The 18,365-nt window shown below is 38.9% G+C and carries 15 protein-coding genes; 4 read left to right on the forward strand and 11 right to left on the reverse strand.

Annotated elements, in window-relative coordinates:
- Positions 1-227 precede the first annotated feature (227 nt).
- From hisIE to MUN88_RS16905, 7 genes are read right to left on the reverse strand one after another with little or no spacing between them, the layout of a single operon-like run.
- A complete protein-coding gene (hisIE, locus tag MUN88_RS16875; RefSeq protein WP_244717110.1) occupies positions 228-875 on the reverse strand; it encodes a bifunctional phosphoribosyl-AMP cyclohydrolase/phosphoribosyl-ATP diphosphatase HisIE in 648 nt (215 codons plus the stop codon).
- Positions 865-1,623 carry an imidazole glycerol phosphate synthase subunit HisF gene (gene hisF, locus MUN88_RS16880; RefSeq protein ID WP_244717112.1) on the reverse strand — a complete coding sequence of 253 codons (759 nt, stop codon included), beginning with the start codon at positions 1,621-1,623 and terminating at the stop codon, positions 865-867. Before hisF ends, hisIE begins: the two co-directional genes overlap by 11 nt.
- Positions 1,620-2,237 carry an imidazole glycerol phosphate synthase subunit HisH gene (gene hisH / locus MUN88_RS16885; protein WP_244717114.1) on the reverse strand — a complete coding sequence of 206 codons (618 nt, stop codon included), beginning with the start codon at positions 2,235-2,237 and terminating at the stop codon, positions 1,620-1,622. The genes hisF and hisH overlap by 4 nt, the downstream gene beginning before the upstream one ends.
- Positions 2,234-2,821, reverse strand: a complete 588-nt coding sequence (hisB, locus tag MUN88_RS16890) for an imidazoleglycerol-phosphate dehydratase HisB (protein ID WP_244717116.1) — start codon at positions 2,819-2,821, stop codon at positions 2,234-2,236. The genes hisH and hisB overlap by 4 nt, the downstream gene beginning before the upstream one ends.
- Positions 2,821-4,104: a histidinol dehydrogenase gene (gene hisD, locus MUN88_RS16895; protein ID WP_244717118.1), complete on the reverse strand. Its 1,284-nt coding sequence runs from the start codon at positions 4,102-4,104 to the stop codon at positions 2,821-2,823. Before hisD ends, hisB begins: the two co-directional genes overlap by 1 nt.
- Entirely contained in the window at positions 4,101-4,721 is a 621-nt protein-coding gene (hisG, locus tag MUN88_RS16900; RefSeq protein WP_244717120.1) for an ATP phosphoribosyltransferase, read from the reverse strand. Before hisG ends, hisD begins: the two co-directional genes overlap by 4 nt.
- Positions 4,718-5,842: an ATP phosphoribosyltransferase regulatory subunit gene (locus MUN88_RS16905; protein ID WP_244717122.1), complete on the reverse strand. Its 1,125-nt coding sequence runs from the start codon at positions 5,840-5,842 to the stop codon at positions 4,718-4,720. The genes hisG and MUN88_RS16905 overlap by 4 nt, the downstream gene beginning before the upstream one ends.
- Before the next feature lie 169 nt (positions 5,843-6,011).
- Here MUN88_RS16905 and hisJ point away from each other — a divergent pair, with 169 nt between their 5' ends.
- Positions 6,012-6,821, forward strand: coding sequence for a histidinol-phosphatase HisJ (hisJ, locus tag MUN88_RS16910; RefSeq protein ID WP_244717124.1), 810 nt, complete (start codon positions 6,012-6,014; stop codon positions 6,819-6,821).
- A gap of 228 nt (positions 6,822-7,049) precedes the next feature.
- On the opposite strand, the gene MUN88_RS16915 is transcribed toward hisJ, so the two are convergent.
- From MUN88_RS16915 to MUN88_RS16930, 4 genes are all read right to left on the reverse strand, one after another.
- Entirely contained in the window at positions 7,050-10,646 is a 3,597-nt protein-coding gene (locus MUN88_RS16915) for a dynamin family protein (protein WP_244717126.1), read from the reverse strand.
- A gap of 681 nt (positions 10,647-11,327) precedes the next feature.
- Positions 11,328-13,781, reverse strand: a complete 2,454-nt coding sequence (gene parC / locus MUN88_RS16920) for a DNA topoisomerase IV subunit A (protein ID WP_244717128.1) — start codon at positions 13,779-13,781, stop codon at positions 11,328-11,330.
- A gap of 21 nt (positions 13,782-13,802) precedes the next feature.
- Positions 13,803-15,755 (reverse strand): DNA topoisomerase IV subunit B, encoded by a 1,953-nt coding sequence (parE, locus tag MUN88_RS16925; RefSeq protein WP_244717130.1) that lies wholly within the window; start codon positions 15,753-15,755, stop codon positions 13,803-13,805.
- Between the two features lie 97 nt (positions 15,756-15,852).
- Positions 15,853-16,266, reverse strand: coding sequence for a CoA-binding protein (locus tag MUN88_RS16930; protein ID WP_244717132.1), 414 nt, complete (start codon positions 16,264-16,266; stop codon positions 15,853-15,855).
- Between the two features lie 211 nt (positions 16,267-16,477).
- Here MUN88_RS16930 and plsY point away from each other — a divergent pair, with 211 nt between their 5' ends.
- From plsY to yidD, 3 genes are all read left to right on the forward strand, one after another.
- Positions 16,478-17,059 (forward strand): glycerol-3-phosphate 1-O-acyltransferase PlsY, encoded by a 582-nt coding sequence (gene plsY / locus MUN88_RS16935; protein ID WP_244717134.1) that lies wholly within the window; start codon positions 16,478-16,480, stop codon positions 17,057-17,059.
- A gap of 106 nt (positions 17,060-17,165) precedes the next feature.
- Positions 17,166-18,089, forward strand: a complete 924-nt coding sequence (gene folE2 / locus MUN88_RS16940; protein WP_244717136.1) for a GTP cyclohydrolase FolE2 — start codon at positions 17,166-17,168, stop codon at positions 18,087-18,089.
- Between the two features lie 26 nt (positions 18,090-18,115).
- On the forward strand, positions 18,116-18,328 hold the full coding sequence (gene yidD / locus MUN88_RS16945) for a membrane protein insertion efficiency factor YidD (protein WP_369810002.1): 213 nt from the start codon (positions 18,116-18,118) through the stop codon (positions 18,326-18,328).
- Positions 18,329-18,365 lie beyond the last annotated feature (37 nt).

Below are 18,365 nucleotides of genomic sequence, written 5' to 3' on the forward strand. Positions count from 1 at the left end.
GCCGAACGCAACACGGAATGTTATCAAACAACATTCATGTTGCGTTCGGCCTTTCTTTTAAGTTGTCATAAAATGAAAATTAACAATTTGGTTTTGATAAAAATTCATTTATTATATTAATATTATTGATAATAAGTGGGTTTGTCATTGGAAAACTGTATAATACTAAAAGCACCTCCAGAAAACTATTTTAGAGGTGCTTCGTTTCCGGTTAATACATTATTATTTTACCACTTCTTAATCTCAGATCGATCTCCTTTGCTGTTCCCCTTCTTTGCAAAGCGATTCGCTAACTCCTGCTTTACATCTTGTAAGGATACGCCTTGATTTGCCAGCATAACGAACGTGTGGTACAGTAAATCACTGACTTCATTAGTTATTTCCTGTTTCTCATCATTTTTAGCCGCAATCACAACTTCGCCAGCTTCTTCGATCAGCTTTTTACCTATCTTATCTACACCTTTATCAAATAAATAATTCGTATAAGAATTTTCTACCGATACCGATTTTCGTTGTTCAACTTCCTTCATAACGTGCTCGATGATGGAATTGTCAACGGTATCCTCTTTCTCTGCTATCCGGTTAAAAAAGCAGGTTTGTTCACCAGTATGACAAGCTGGACCAGCCGGAATTACTTGAATCAGCAATGTATCCTTGTCGCAATCCAGATCAATCGACTGCACATCTTGTGTGTTTCCTGATGTAGCCCCTTTATGCCACAGTTCCTCACGTGAACGAGAATAAAACCAGGTCTGTTTTGATTCCAGCGTTTTATCGTATGCTTCCTCGTTCATGTAGGCTACCATTAAGACTTCTTTCGTATCATAATCTGTTATTACTGCTGGAATTAATCCTTTTGAAAAATCAGGCCTCACGAATGTTCACTCCTTGTTGTTTACATACATCTTTTACTTGTTTAATCGTAAAGGTATTTTCATGAAAAATGGATGCTGCTAATCCTGCCGAAACATCAGTTTGATTAAAGACTTCAGGAAAATGCTCCGGTTTGCCAACTCCTCCTGAAGCTATAACGGGTATACGAACTGCTTGCACCACTGCTTCCGTTAACGCAAGGTCAAATCCGTCTTTCACCCCATCGGTATCTACACTTGTTAATAAAATTTCTCCTGCGCCTCTTTTTTCTGCTTCTTTGACCCATTCAATGGCGTCCATTCCGGTGTCCTTTGAACCGCCATGTGTCATCACATGCCATTTATCCCCTGTACGTTTCGCATCAATGGCTACAACCGTGCATTGCGCACCAAAGCGGTCAGAAGATTCTGTGATAAGTTGAGGATTCTCAACTGCAGCTGAATTCATGCCAACTTTATCTGCACCTGCTTTTAAAAGACGATTTACATCTTCAATTGTCCGGACACCGCCACCAACAGTAAAAGGTACAAATACTTGTTCTGCTGTACGTCTAACAATATCGACCATTGTCTGTCGGCCTTCATTTGTTGCAGAAATATCTAAAAATATGATTTCATCCGCACCAGCCTTTGAATAACTAGAAGCCATTTCGACAGGATCACCAAGTTCGCGTAATCCGACGAAGTTTGTTCCTTTGACTACTTTCCCTTCCTTTACATCTAAACACGGAATAATTCGCTTAGCTATCATGATTGAACGCCCCCATCCATCGTCGTTTCTTGCATAAACAGTTTCAACAATTCCACTCCTGCTTCCCCACTTTTTTCCGGGTGGAATTGCATACCGTATACATGACCGTTTTGAACGATAGCTGGTATTTTTGTTCCATAATCGGCAGTAGCGACAAGATAAGATTGTTCCGTTTGTGCCTGGAAGGAATGAACAAAGTAGACATGTTTACCCTCTAATGGTGCAAATCTTTGTTTTTGATTTTCAATTTGCAATTGATTCCAACCAATATGTGGCAAAATATATTCCGTTTCTATCACATTGACGTCACCTGGAATCAATCCGAGCCCATCTGAAATACCATTTTCATAGCCTGTTTCAAATAATAGCTGCATACCTAGACAAATTCCTAGAAAAGGTTTTTCTTTCGCCAGTCGGATTAATGGTTCCTTTAATTGACGTTGTTCGATTTCATCCGCTGCCGCTTGAAATGAACCAACTCCCGGTAATATAATGTGACTTGCTTGTTCTAATTGTTCGATTGAGTCAGTAATTATAACTTGATAACCTAATCGTTCAAAAGCAGTTTTAACACTTGCGACATTACCCATGCCATAATCTACAATTGCAATCATTCGATTATCCCCTTTGTAGAATTTACTCCTTTAATATCTGGATTGATTCGAATAGCTTCCCCTAACGCTCTTCCCAATGCTTTAAACACAGCTTCGATCTTATGATGCGTATTATCACCGTATAAGACTTTCGCGTGGAGGGTAATAGCAGATTGAAACGCAAATGCTTGTAAGAATTCCTGTACTAACTCGGTATCAAAGTTGCCTAAACGCTGGTTGGAAAAATGTGCATCAAAAACGAGATATGGCCTTCCACTAATGTCGAGCGCAACAAATCCTAACGCTTCATCCATCGGAACGTAGGCACTGCCAAAACGATTAATGGATTGTTTATCACCTAATGCTTCTTTGATCAATTGACCGAGTACGATTCCTACATCTTCTACAGTGTGATGACTATCGATGTGTAAATCACCCTCTGCTTTTATCACCAGACCGATGCGGCCATGACGAGCAAAGGCTTCGAGCATATGATCAAAAAAACCAACACCTGTTTCAATAGATACTTCTGTTGGATCATCCAGATTAACTGAGATGTCAATCGATGTTTCGAATGTTTTACGCTGTTTAGTCGCTGTTCTCATTATTCATCCTCCAAACGTTTTGTCACTGCAATACCATGTCCCTCTAGTTCTTCCTGATTTGCAATTGTTACGACATCATTTCCGGCCTGCTTCAGTGCTTGTTTCGAATAATATAAATAAGTCGTCTTCTTGACAAAATCATCAACAGATAACCCGGAGGAAAATCGTGCGGTACCAGATGTAGGCAGAACATGGTTTGGCCCAGCATAATAATCACCAAGCGCTTCTGGTGTATATTCCCCTAAGAAAACAGATCCAGCGTGGCGTACATTTCCTAAACTTGCTAAAGGATCTGCTACTTGTATTTCCAAGTGCTCTGGCGCAATTTGATTAGATAGTTGGAAAGCTTCCTCTAATGTCTCCACAATGACACAAGCACCTTTTTGGGTTAATGATGCAGATGCAATGGATTTACGCGGAAGTTGACTGCATTGTACTTCTAATTCAGATTGTACTTTTGCTACAAGTGGTGCCGATGTTGTAATCAGAAAAGCACGAGCGTTTACATCGTGTTCTGCCTGTGCGATTAGATCTGCCGCGATGTATACTGGGTTGGATGTTTGATCGGCAATGATCGCTACTTCACTTGGGCCTGCGATCATATCGATACCTACATCCCCATATACTAATTTTTTCGCTGCTGCCACATAAGCATTCCCTGGTCCAACTATTTTATCTACTTTCGGAATCGACTCTGTTCCATAAGCAAGTGCTGCAATCGCCTGCACACCTCCAACTCGATAAATGTGGTTAACTCCTGCAATATCAGCTGCGACTGCTAGGATAGGTGCTATTTCTTCTCCGTCCTTCACAGGCGTTACCATATTCGCTTCACTGACTCCTGCTAATACAGCAGGAATAGCATTCATTAATACGGAAGAAGGATAAACGGCTGTTCCACCAGGTACGTAGATTCCCACTCGCTCAATCGGTTGGTATAGTTGCCCGGCCATTACATCTCCATCTGCTTGCATAATCCGCGAATTACTCAATTGTTTTCTGTGAAAATCCCGGATATTATCAGCAGCTCTTTGCAAGGAACGGATAACCTGGTTATCGACTTTATCCCATGCTGCTTGTCGTTCTTCTTCAGTTACGAGAAATTGCTTTGGTGGTGTTCCATCAAATTTATCAATGTAAGATCGGACAGCTTCATCTCCTCCCTGCTGTACATCAGCAATGATAGCAGATGCTGCTTGCAAGTATTGCTGCTGGTCCTGACTGTTCGCTCGACCCGGTAATGCTTTCTCTAAAAAAGCATCAGCTGTTAATACTGGAATCATCGTTGTTTAGCTCCTTCCTTAAATCGTTCGATCACCGGTACTAATTGATTTCGTTTAATCTTCAATGAGGATCTGTTTGCGATCAATCTCGCACTGAATGATAAAAATTCATCTTGAATGACAAGCCCATTTTCTTTTAATGTGGTGCCAGTTTCGACGATATCGACAATCGCATCCGCTAAACCTAAAATCGGCGCAAGCTCTACTGACCCTTCTAACCGAATGATATCAACCGATTCACCTTTTTCCTTAAAATATTTTTTCGTAATATTGGTAAAGGTACTGGCAATTCGCTTCTTCTGATCGGGCCATTGATAATTTTTTTTTGTAGCCAATGCCATTCTGCAATGACCAAACGGAAGCGGAAATAAGTTATACACATCTGGTTGATGCTCAATCAAAATATCTCCACCAACGACGCCAATATCCGCTATGCCATTCTCCACATAAGTGGTAACATCGACACCTTTAGCGAAAAATATTTCAAACTCTTCTGTTTCAATTTGCAACTTTCTTCCCTTCTCTTTCAATGGTGCCACATCGAATCCTAGATTCTCAAAAAACTGTAAAAATTGTTTTTCTAAGCGACCTTTAGTTAATGCAATAACTGGTTTCATCGTTCGACCACCTTATATTCATTGTCCTTTTCTACCACTTGATAGGTTCGGTGGTATTTAACGCCCACTTTCAACTCATATTGGATATCCACTACCTGTTCATCCAGTTCCATGCGAAATTGTTCGGCAATGGCATGTGTCTTAGGTGAAGCAAGAATACAAATTTTTTCCGGCTCTGTTTCAGCTTTCATATGCTTCGCTAGCACATCTACGTAAAAGGCAAGACCTACTGCCGAAGTCTTCTGTTCGAATTGTTCATACAGACGGTCATATCTGCCTCCTGAAAAACAAGTTGATCCATCGTTTGTCAAAAAGCCACGGAACATAATACCATCGTAATAAGGCAAGTTCTTCACACGACCTAGATCTACAATGACTTCCGTTACCCCAGATGCTTCCAATAAATCTATTAATCTTTCTATATGTGTTAATATCGCGGTTAAATCATCGTGGCCGGCCCAACGTTTGCGATAATCATCAATAATTTCTTTAGAACCGTAAGCGTCTATTAACGCGAGCAATGAATCTGAAAGCTGTTCATGACCTGCCTTCGTCACAATCTCTTCTACAACATCGGCTCGCTTATCATGCATAGCTATTAACAATGCATCTTTTTGTTTATCTGAAAAAGAATAATCTGTTATTAATGTCTCAAAAATGCCGGTATGACCAAGCTCGATCACATACGAATCGATCGCTAAATTCTTTAAATAAGCTACAGCTGTCAAAAGACTTTCTGCTTCACCAAAAAAACGATCCGCATGTACAATTTCAATCCCCGCTTGACGACTTTCTGTTTCTTCCTTATCGAAACGAAAAACACTGCCCTGATAGGACCACTTCTGTTCTGAAGGATGCTGGCCGGCAATCGCGCGTGCAACAGCTGCAGTCCAGTCTGGCCGTAACACTTCGATCTCACCTTCACCATTAAACCATTTAAGCATGGAATGTAGGTCCATACCTGCAACATCGTTCGTAAATGTGTCTGCATACTCCACTACCGGAGTAGAGATTGATTTGAAATTACGTTTTTTGGTTACAAGACGAAAAATCTCTGACGCGCGTAACCTATTTGATATTTGATTTCCTGTTTCGTCCTGGCTTCCTGCTGGTAAAAACATGTCCGTTCACATCCTATTACGCTTTATTGTTTTACCGCTCTACTGCAGTAAAGTGTTTGGTTGACTTTAACATTATCATAAGCGCTGTTATTTTGTCAATAAGTGCTTTTCATTTTACATTAAACCATATACAATAGAAAGAACATTCAAAAGCAAAAGGAGGATTTTCATGAATATTACTGGCGATTATCATGTACATACCGCATTTTGTCCCCATGGTTCTAACGACAAAATCGAAGCATATATTGAACAAGCGATAAATAAAGGTTTAACTGAATTAAGTTTTACAGAACATGCGCCTCTTCCAAAAGCCTTCACTGATCCCACACCAGATAAGGACAGTGCCATGAAGTGGGCTGATCTGGACGGATATATTCAAACCATCGAAAAAGTAAAAAAAGACTATCAAGCTCAGCTAAAAATTAACGTAGGTTTTGAAGTGGATTATATCGAAGGCTATGAATCAGCAATTACAAGCTTTTTAAATGATTATGGCAGCGTGATCGATGATGCGATCCTTTCTGTGCATATGCTAAAAACAAATACTGATGATTATGTATGTGTAGACTTCAGTGTTGAAGAATTTGCTCGGATAATCCAATTATTTGGAAGTGTAGAAGCAGTCTATGACAGCTATTATCAGACATTAGAAAAAGCGATAGTTGCTGATCTAGGTCCTTTCAAACCAAATCGGATTGGTCATTTGACCTTGATCCACAAATACCAACGTAAATATGCGGTGGATCAAGGTTACCAATTAACGATTGAACGTTTGTTAGACTTAATGAAAAAAAATAAATTAGAGCTTGATGTGAACACTTCGGGCTTGTATAAAGAGGAATGCTTGGAACTGTATCCCCCACAAGCCATTGTTGATCTTGCTTTACAAAAAGGTATCCCTCTCAAACCTGGTTCAGACAGCCATACCGCTAAGACGATCACCAGAGGATTCAATAAGCTCTTACCTCTTGAAAATTAGTAAGAACCTTAAAATAGACTAAACACCTAGTTTACATAATAAATATTATGTAAACTAGAGTGGCTGATATTTTTCGTCTGTCTCAAGTATCTTCAAAAAATAGAAATTCCACGCCATACGTAAAAATTAGAATGTACCAAGTAAGAAAAACTTCGGCACTCGCTAAAAGACAATGCGAATGCCGTTTTTTAAAAAAATTGGTAAAACAATTCATTCAACAAAACTGACTTATATAATGTTTCTATTTTGAAGAATTCGTGTGATCTGTTGTTCAACCTCCAGTAATTCTTCTTTATTTTGTTCAGATTGCTGCTGTCCGTCAATGATTTGCTGGTAATATCCATTCGCTTCTGTTACATACTCAGCCCAAAGATCTTGGTCTAACTGCACCCATTGATCATAATAAAACTTGCTTAATTGTTCTTTTTTCTCTTCCACTGCTATTTTCCATTGTTCCATCAAAACAGGAGCAATTTGATCCTGTAATTGATCTCTGCCACCTTGTGCAAAGAATGTTTTTGAGTCTTTATATTGATTCGCCCATTTGTCAATAGATTGTCGCTCTAAATTAAGTCCTTGTTCTGCTATTTCTGGCTGTTCCAGGTCCACATTTTCAAGTTGAGAGAAGGAAAATCCTTGATCCACTTGTTTTGCTTCTTTCTGCAAATCAACATGTAGCTGTTGTAAGGACTGCAGGAAGACTTGTTCCAGACGAATAACAATCGCTTGAAATTCATGTAAAAATCGCTGATTTAACGCTTTGATTAAGTGATCTAAGCCCTTTTCTAGTTCTTTTTTTCCTTTTCGTCCATTCGATTGAATAGCTCCGGGATGGATATGATTCTTAAACACATCCGTAAATTGGATCGATAGTCGTTGAATTACATAAAAGATTTGCTTCTGCAGCTTTTGATTAATCTGTTCGTAGTATCCCTCACTATCACGATTTGTGATGATCGTGATAATATCGTTCTGATGTTGACTATTTTGTGAAATAATTTGTTCTTTTTCCTGCTGGCCACCATTAATGAAAGTTAGCCAATTCGAGACTAGACCGTGCGCCCTTTGCATATCCGTATATATCGACCGCATGTTCATTTGCGCTAAATCTTCTTTTACAAAGCGGTAAAAACGTTCCTCGAATTGTAGAAATCCTGTAATTTCGTCCTTATGTTCGATGGCCGACTTACTTGATACCGCAAACATTCTTGGATTCGTTAGTTGAAATTGTTGCAATTGCTTGCGAACATAATTCATCACCAGCTGTTGCTCGGTCTCATCTTTTGCAAGATCAATCGCATTAATAATAAAGAACATCTTATCAAGTTCAAAAGCGTCCTTTACACTTCCTAATCGTTCCAGGAATTGTTGATCCGGTTTTGAGAATGGGTGATTATAATACGTAACAAACAAAATAGCATCTGCATTTTTAATATAAGAAAATGCTAAATCTGTATGACGTGCATTAACAGAATCCGCGCCCGGGGTATCGACTAATGATATATTCTGTCTGGTTAAAGCACAATCATAAAAAAGCTCCATCTCTTTGACAAAGCACGCGATTGATTCTTCTCTCACATATCGTTGAAAATCATTGTAACCGATAATGTATGTGGAACCTATCCGATCTTCCATGTCAGGATATCCTTGATAAATTGCTTGCAGGAACGACTGGTGTTGATCAGCAATATCTAATGCAGCAAGCTTTGTTCTCTTAATCCATTTATAAGCGTCCTGCAACGATTGAAAATTATTGTCCGTTATCGCTTGGATATCGTTAAGCAATTCTTCCTCTTGCTTCATTACCACTAGTATTTCTTTATGCTTAAACTGATCTCTCGTTGGACTAATCTTGTTGATCGCAGCAGTGGTCGGATTAGGGGAAACAGGTAACACTTTCTCTCCTATCAATGCATTTGCAAAGGATGATTTACCTGCACTAAATGCACCGAATAACGCAATCGTAAATAAACGAGTTTCAAGACGATATTTTTTTCTTAATAAGTCATTACGTAATGACTCCAATCCATCCACTTTGGCAAAAAGAGTTGCTGCCTCATTGACATCTTCGACGGTGTTGTTGTGTGACAGTAGAGATGCTTGATCTTGCTTAAATTCTGTTTCTTCGATCGTTTCAGTTGCTACATTTGCCGTCGTTGTATCGTTTAATTCCTGCACGCGGTAGGATTGACTTTCATGAAGCGCCTCTTCGATTTTTTTACAGTTTACCTGATTGATCTCACTTTCTCTTGTTACCAACGACTCTAGCTCAGTCTTGTAATGTTGAAATCTTTGCTCTTCGTAGTCACGTTCTTCCAGTAATCTTTTATTGGATTCAAGTTGTTGCATATTAGCCTTCAAATCCGTCAATTCTTTATTAATCGGTTCAAAAACGTCTGCTGATAATTGTTGCCATTTAGCCTTATAATATTGTCGGTACATTTTCTTGATTGATGCCGACACTTGATCACAGTACACCAGCAAGTACTCATTATTAACTGTTGCACCTTCATTCATCAACTTAAGTAAGGATTCTGGTTGAAAATGTTCTTGAAAAATAGCTTCTGAGAAAGTAACCGATACATAAGGCTTTAAAAATTCCGACAATTTATCTCGTAATTTCCATTCCAAACTGACTTCTGTTTTTTCTTGTAACGCTTGATAAAAAAGCTTTAATCGCTCTCTTCTCTCTGCTTCAATTTTTTTGCGATTTTTAAACAGGCCCACTTTAAATTTAGGATCATGCGCAGCAAGAAGTGCCTCTGCCTTCTCACGAATTTCATAAGGTATTAATTGCGCATTTTTGGTTGTTTGTTCCAATTCATACAAAAAATCTTTTTCCAAACGCTTGGTGCTGTTTTGCAGTTCATTGTAACGTGTTTCAAGCTGCTGATAGGATTCTTCCGGCAGGTCAAGTTCACCGAGCTTCTCATCTAACTGTTGCAGGCGTGTATCAAGTACTTGTTGCTCATGATCAACACTGGTTTGGACAGTATGACGAATTCCGTGAGATAAGGTCTCTTCTAACAGTGCTTGATGATTTACCGTCATCAGTTGATGCAACGCACCTTTTACCTGATCGAATTGATTAATAGTATCCACACTTTCTTGCATGGAAGTATAATATACAGCTGTTGGCTCTATGTCCCAATGACTAAATACCTGTGATAAACTTTGTTGAAAATCTGTAAAGCTGATTTCCGATTCATCATGTTTATCCATTTGATTGATGATCACGTAATACGGTTTATGCATATCATCCAGTTGTTTTAAGAAAGTTGCATTTACTTCTGATTGCACGTGATTATAATCCATCACATAAAAAACTGTATCAACCTGATGAAGCGCAGACTCTGTCATCAAACGATCTGCATCATTAGCTGCATCTATGCCTGGTGTATCCATTAATGTAATACCCGCAGGCAAATCCTTCATCATTTTATATATTTCAATTTTTTTTACTTCATCACCGTTCGTACAAAGCTGATGCAAAACATCCATCGACGGCAGTGTTTTCATTTCAATCGGTGCCCGTTCTTTAAAATGGACAATAACCGCATTGTCGCCTTGTTTGATTTCTACTATGTTTGCACTTGTTGGAATTGGACTTTGTGGCAGCAAGCTCTCACTCATCAAGTGATTAATTAAGGTTGATTTACCTGCTGAAAAATGTCCGCTAAAACATATATGAACCATTTGCTGATCCCATTTGGCAAAATAATCAAGTATTTGCTCCTGATAGAGCTTTTTTTCTTGCACTTGAAAAAAATGAAAAAGATCAGCTAATTTTTGTTTATCTACCAGTGGCTTACTAGTTGTCAACATATTCTAAACTCCTTGAAAATTCATTCTTTTTTCATTATACTGATTTTTTCCATATAACGCTAATGCTTTTCTTAAAAACCAATGAAAATCCACTATCCTTTATGCAGATTGAATGAAAAGAGCTTCTGACAAAAAGGATTATGTAAAGTGGAACTGTGTATCAATATGGTAACTTTGAAATGATTTAACTGCGTAGCAAAGCTCCGGAAATATGCTCCGCGTCCTGTGGGGTCGTCGATCTGCTTCCTCGGAAAGAAGCCTGTTTTCCTGTGGGATTTTCGGACACGACTGATCCCAGGGAAGTCTCCACATATTTCCTTATCTGAAGGGAATTTCTGACAATTGAAACAGCTAAAAGCAGTGGTTCTATGCAAGTATACATGATTAGTAGGACATATGGTTACAGACAAAATACTACCTGTGACACTAGTTGTAGAGTCTGCACTCTAGCACAGGCCAACCACGTAGACTCCCGCAGGACGCGAAGTGGTTGGCCGGAGCGATATTTTAGCACATTAGTGATTTCAAAATTACCATTAAGCTAGTATTACATCCGTATTATAAGCACTCTAACTTCTCAATCTTAGGTACAATACGCTTTGTAATTTCGCCTTAATCACTGTAAAGATTTTTTATAAAATAAATAGACACCCAAGATCGATCAGGGTGTCTATTTTTTGTTTATTCTTTTTCGCTGTCGAACGGTTTATTCAATTCGCGCTGATTTTTGACCATGGTCACCTCGCCTGCAATATCGCTATCCAATACATAGGATCCATTGCTATAACGGTCACTGAGCGGTAATTCCATCGGTTTGACTTGATGTGTTTCTCCCTTTGCCGTAAATAATTGCATGGTATCTTTGTTATCCACAAGTTCAAAACCGACAATACGATGCGGTTTTGTTTTCAATTCACGAAGCATTACTAAACCTTTTTTGGCACGAGAAGATTTTTCAAAACGATCGAGTGACATCCGTTTGCATGCCCCGCGTTGAGTCGTTAAAAACAGTTGACGTTTCTCGTGCAATTCATTTGGCAAGACAGCATTGACAACAAATTCTTCACCCTTGAGCTGAATTGCTTTCACACCAGCTGCACGCTGTCCAATGACAGATATTTCTGATTCATGATACCAAAGGCCATAGCCTTTATTCGTTGCAATAAACACATCTCGATTCCCATCCGTTAAATAGACATTGATTAATTCGTCACCTTTTTTAAGATTCAGAGCAATCAGTGGTCGTGAGAACCGTTGAGAGAAATAGAGATCGAGTGTACTTTTCTTGACCATGCCATTTTGTGTAAAGAAGGTTAAGTATTTGTCTTTCGCAAACTCCCTGATGGGAATTACTTTAACGATGGTCTCCTCTTTGTCAATTGAAGCTATATTTGATAAGTGCTGTCCAAGCTCTTTCCAGCGGATATCCGGCAATTGGTGGACTGGTAATGGAATATAGCGTCCTTTATTCGTAAACAGCAATAAATGATCGGTTGTGTTTAATTCTAATAATGAAATTAAATGATCGTCTTCTTTCATCGAAAAGTCTTCGTCACTAGAAGCAGTATAAGATCTGATACTAGTACGTTTGACATATCCATGTTCTGTTACAGAAGTAATTACATCTTCACTTGCCACGGTAACTTCCACATTAATTTTTAATTCTTCGATTTTTTCTTCAATCTTTGTACGGCGATCGTCCGCATATTGTTTCTTCATTTGACGCAAATCTTTCTTGATAACCGAAATTAATTTCTTATCATCAGAAAGTATTGTACGATAATCCGCAATGGCAGATTGTAATTCAGTCGCTTCTTTCTCTAAAGCGGTAATGTCTGTATTCGTTAAACGGTAAAGCTGCAAGTTCACAATTGCTTCGGCCTGTGGCTCTGTAAAGCCATATGCTTCCATGATCCGCTTCTTCGCATCCTGTTTATCATTCGATGCACGAATGGTTTGAATCAATTCATCCAAAATAGAGACGGCTTTGATTAAACCTTCTACGATATGGGCACGTTTTTCAGCTTTATTCAAGTCAAATCGTGTTTGTCTTGTAACTACTTCTCGCTGGTGTGCGATATAGGCATCAATAATCTCGATAAGGCCTAATAATTTTGGCGTCTTATCCTTGATCGCTACCATGTTAAAATTATAGGTAATTTGCAAGTCCGTGTTTTTGTATAAATAGTTTAATACACCTTGGCTATCAGCATTCTTTTTTAATTCGATAACGATTCTGAGTCCAGTACGATCTGTTTCATCTCGGACTTCTGCAATACCCTCTACTTTGCGATCTACTCGTAATTCATCCATCCGCTTAACAAGTGAAGCTTTGTTTACTTCGTATGGAATTTCATCAATCACGATTTGTTCGCGATTTCCTTTCAATGGTTCGATTTCCGCTTTACCGCGAACAACAATTTTACCTTTACCAGTTTGATAAGCTTTTTTTAGCCCTTCATACCCTTGAATAATTCCGCCAGTAGGGAAATCAGGACCTTTCACTATTTCCAATAACTCCTCTACCGTTATTGTCGGTTTATCAAGGCGTCTCATGATCGCCTCGATTACTTCTCCTAGATTGTGTGGCGGAATTTCCGTCGCATAACCTGCAGAAATTCCAGTAGATCCGTTCACTAATAAATTAGGAATTCTAGCAGGCAGCACCACTGGTTCGTTGATCGTATCATCAAAATTGGGAATGTAGTCGACCGTTTCTTTATCAATGTCTCTAATTAATTCAGATGAAATCGCAGACAAGCGTGCTTCCGTATAACGCATAGCTGCAGGAGGATCTCCATCGACACTACCGTTATTTCCGTGCATTTCTACTAATACATTCCGTACTTTCCAAGTCTGACTTAAACGTACCATGGCCTCATAAACCGATGAATCACCATGCGGATGATAATTCCCAATAACAGTACCAACTGTTTTGGCCGATTTACGATGTGCTCTATCATGCGTGTTCTTCTCTTCATGCATTGCAAAAAGAATGCGGCGTTGTACCGGTTTTAGACCATCTCGCACATCTGGTAACGCACGGTCCTGAATAATATATTTACTGTATCGCCCAAATCGATCACCCATTACATCTTCAAGCGGGAGATCTAAATACTTCTCTTCCACTGCCAACGGTATTCCTCCTAAACAACCCTATATTTGAATATTTTCATTATCAATAATATTTTCGTCTTCTTCAAGACTGAATTGCACATGTGACTCAATCCATTTTCTCCGAGGTTCTACCTTATCCCCCATTAACGTCGACACACGGCGCTCTGCTCTTGCCAAATCATCGATTGTAACACGGATAAGCGTTCGTGTATCAGGATTCATCGTCGTTTCCCATAATTGATCTGCATTCATTTCGCCTAAACCTTTGTATCGTTGAATTTGATAACCATTTTTGAATTTTCTCGTGATTTTTGCTAACTCTTCTTCTGTCCAGCAATATTCACTCTGTGCTTTAGCACCCTTTCCTTTCGAAACCAAATATAGTGGAGGTAATGCGATAAATACCTTACCAGCTTCAATTAATGGGCGCATGTAACGGTAGAAAAATGTTAATAATAAGACCTGAATATGAGCACCATCTGTATCGGCATCTGTCATGATAACGACTTTGTTATATTGCACATCATCAATCGAAAAATCCGCCCCAACGCCAGCACCTATTGTATGAATAATAGTAGATATTTCTTCATTTTTTAAAATATCAACGAGTTTAGCTTTTTCTGTGTTGACGACCTTACCTCTTAGTGGGAGGACGGCTTGAAACTTACGATCTCTCCCCTGTTTAGCTGAACCACCAGCGGAGTCACCTTCTACAAGATATAATTCATTCTTCTCTGCGTTACGTGATTGTGCAGGAGTAAGTTTACCACTTAGCAGCGCGTCTTTACGGCGTTTCTTCTTACCGCTTCTCGCTTCTTCTCTAGCTTTCCTTGCTGCAAGTCTTGCATCTTTTGCCCGGATGGCTTTTTTTATGAGCATTGAGGCGATATCAGGATTCTCTTCTAAGAAATATTGCATCTGCTCTGCAACGATTGCATCTACAATCGAGCGTGCTTCAGCCGTTCCGAGCTTTCCTTTTGTTTGTCCTTCAAACTGTAGTTTTTCTTCTGGAACTTTTAAAGACACAACAGACGTAAACCCTTCTCGAATATCGTTACCCTCTAAGTTTTTCTCTTTTTCTTTTAACAGGTTCACCTTGCGAGCATATTCATTAAAAGCTCTCGTGATAGCTGTTTTTGCACCAGATTCATGGGTACCGCCATCTTTAGTACGCACATTATTAACAAACGATAAAATATTTTCAGCGTATCCATCGTTAAATTGAAATGCGAAGTCAAGCTCCATTCCATGTTGCTCACCATCAAACGCCACTACCTCATGCAAAGCATCTTTCTCTTCGTTTAAATAGGTGACAAATTCCTTTAAACCATCTGGGTAATGATAGGTTTCTTTCACAAGTTCTTTTCGTTCATCCTTCAAATCAATAGTAATTCCCTTTAACAAAAATGCTGCTTCTCGCAACCGCTCTGCTAAAATGTCAAACTGAAAAGCCTCCGTTGAAAAAATCGACCGATCTGGTTTGAAGGATATCGACGTACCGGACTTTTTCGTTTTACCTTTCTTTTCAAGCGTGGTGACAGGTTTTCCACCATTTTCAAAGCGTTGATAGAACACGCCACCATCACGATGAATAGTTACTTCCAGCCATTCTGACAGGGCATTCACAACCGAAGCCCCTACACCGTGAAGACCACCACTTGTTTTGTATCCGCCCTGACCAAATTTACCACCAGCATGCAAAACCGTCAAAATTACTTCAGGGGTAGGTCTGCCTGTTTGATGCATACCAGTAGGCATTCCTCGGCCACTATCAGCTACAGTAATACTTTGATCCTCATGAATGATCACTTCGATTTTTTCTCCAAAACCGGATAATGCTTCGTCTACGGAATTATCCACAATTTCAAATACGAGATGATGCAAACCTCTTGCATCTGTACTCCCAATATACATACCTGGTCTTTTTCTTACTGCTTCCAGTCCTTCTAATACTTGAATTGATTCATCATTATATGTTGGCTTATTACTCATTACTTCCTCGATACTCCTTCCCAGCAATCACTTCAAATGCCTATCGACTTCATATCCTTACTTATGAAATATAGAACATTCGTTCTAATTTGTAAAGTTATTTCATTAAGACAGCATGCGCTACCTTAATACATCTATCCATTATAACTTTTTTATTATGCTTTACTAATATATCATATGCTTCTGAATCAGTGACGCCTTGCTGCATCCAAACATATTCTGCATCCGCTTTGACTATTTCTTCTGCAAGAGCTTTGACATAGGCAGACCTTCTAAATACATTAACTAATTCATATGGTTCATTAATAGCTGCAAGACTGTCATATGCTTTTTCACCCAACACTTCCTCTATATTTGGGTTGACAGGGATAATGCGATACCCTTCCTTCTGCATTGCTTTAGCAATTTGATACGAGGTTCTGTATGGTTTATCAGACAAACCGACAACAGCAATTGTTTTCGTATTTTCTAGTATTTCCTGCATCGTATGCTGTTCATTTTCTTTATTCATTGTTACACCTCATTTTTATTGATTAAACCATTTAATGCAAATTGACGCAAGTCTACTGATAAATTTCTACCAATGGACAGGTATTTATTGTTAAACAAACCATTACTATCTATTACAATAACAAAATTTACATCAACCGTGTACTTTTTTACAAATAACATGCTAAAATAGAGACATCAATGAAGTCTATCAGAGATTGAGGAGTTTGATAATGGAATATTTTATTTTTATCATAATTGCGTACATACTAGGCTCCTTTCCTACCGGATTAATCGTAGGAAAGGCAGGCTATAAGAAAGACATACGTGAACACGGCAGCGGTAATTTAGGTGCTACCAATACATTTCGGGTACTTGGTGTAAAAGCTGGCATTATCGTGGTCACGGTCGATATTCTAAAAGGGACGCTAGCAGCTGCATTACCGGTCCTTTTCCACGCAGATGTCTTTCCATTGCTAATAGGTATCTTTGCTGTAGTTGGCCATATGTATCCACTGTTTGCCAATTTTAAAGGTGGTAAAGCCGTCGCGACATCAGCTGGAGTTATTTTAGGTGTAAATCCATTGGTTTTTGTAATTATGATTTTAAGTTTTCTTGTGATTTTGTACTTATCAAAGTATGTATCATTGGCTTCGATGTTGACTGGAATTATTACGATTGTGGTTACTCTAATAATGCAGGAAACCGGTCTAACCATCGTTACGGCTGTCTTGACGATATTTGTCATATACCGGCACCAGGCAAACATTAAACGGATTATAAACAAAACCGAACCGAAAATTAAATGGATGTAACGGGGTCTAATGAATCATTAGATCCTCTTTTTCGAGATTTTTAAATTGAATATTACTTAATGTTTAAGTATACTTTGAAATAGTTGATGACGAAAGGGGTCTAATCATGAAAGATATAAACACCAACCAACTGCCAAATAAAGCAGATCGACATAAATTGTTCGGGTCAGTTGAACCAGGTGAAAAGACAAAACCTACTGAAAAAGAAAAAATGCCTGATTTACAAAATACTAAGAAAGATTTTTTGTTTGATATAGATCATGTCGGGATTGCCAATGTTAAGCAACCTGTTCAAGTAGAGAGTCAAGTTAGTCCGGTTACCCAGACAACGATCGGTACGTTTGAAATGACTTCCTCTATTAAGAAAAATCATAAAGGGACGAATATGAGCAGATTTACGGAAATGATCCAAGAATCCAGTAATAACAGCCCTTTTCCACTTTCGATTAGTTCGTTAAAAGCATTTACGAAAAAGATGGCTGAACGTTTAGAGCAGAATGATAATCAAATCACCATTAAATTTCCTTGGTTTTTTGAACGCAGAGGTCCTGCATCAGATATGCCGGGAATGAACCATGCGGAAGCATCAATAAAAATAAATTATGACCGTCATGCTGGCTATCAAATCACTGTATCGCTTGAAGGGACAGTTACTACCCTTTGCCCGTGTTCGAAAGAAATTAGTGAATACAGTGCCCATAATCAAAGAGGAATTGTCAAAATGACAGCGGAACTCGCTGGTAACTTTGATGAAGAGATCATTGACTGGAAGCAAGCATTATTAGAGGCTGCTGAAAGTAATGCCAGCGCTCGCGTACACCCTGTATTAAAACGTCCAGATGAAAAAATGGTGACAGAACAAGCTTATGAGAATCCACGGTTTGTAGAGGATATGGTACGATTAGTAGCTGCAGATTTATATGAAATGCCATTTGTCGAAAAATTTACGGTGACGTGTCAAAATGAAGAATCAATTCACCTGCATGATGCAATCGCATCAATTACCTATGATAAAGCATTGGACCGTTGAGGTGAGTGCTAGTGAAAAAATTGATCATGCTATTGATTCGATTTTATCAACAATTTATTAGCCCAATGTTTCCACCGAGCTGTCGATTTCAACCGACCTGCTCCCAATATAGTCTGGAATGCTTTCAACGCTTTAACGTGTTGAAAGCTTCCTATCTATCGGTCATACGCATTCTAAAGTGTCATCCCTTTCACCCAGGAGGATTCGATCCTGTCCCTGATAAAAAAACAAAACACTAACTTGAAAGAGGCATGGAGAATTTCCATGCCTCTTTTC

This window comes from Gracilibacillus caseinilyticus, assembly GCF_022919115.1.
Taxonomy (GTDB): Bacteria; Bacillota; Bacilli; order Bacillales; family Amphibacillaceae; genus Gracilibacillus; species Gracilibacillus caseinilyticus.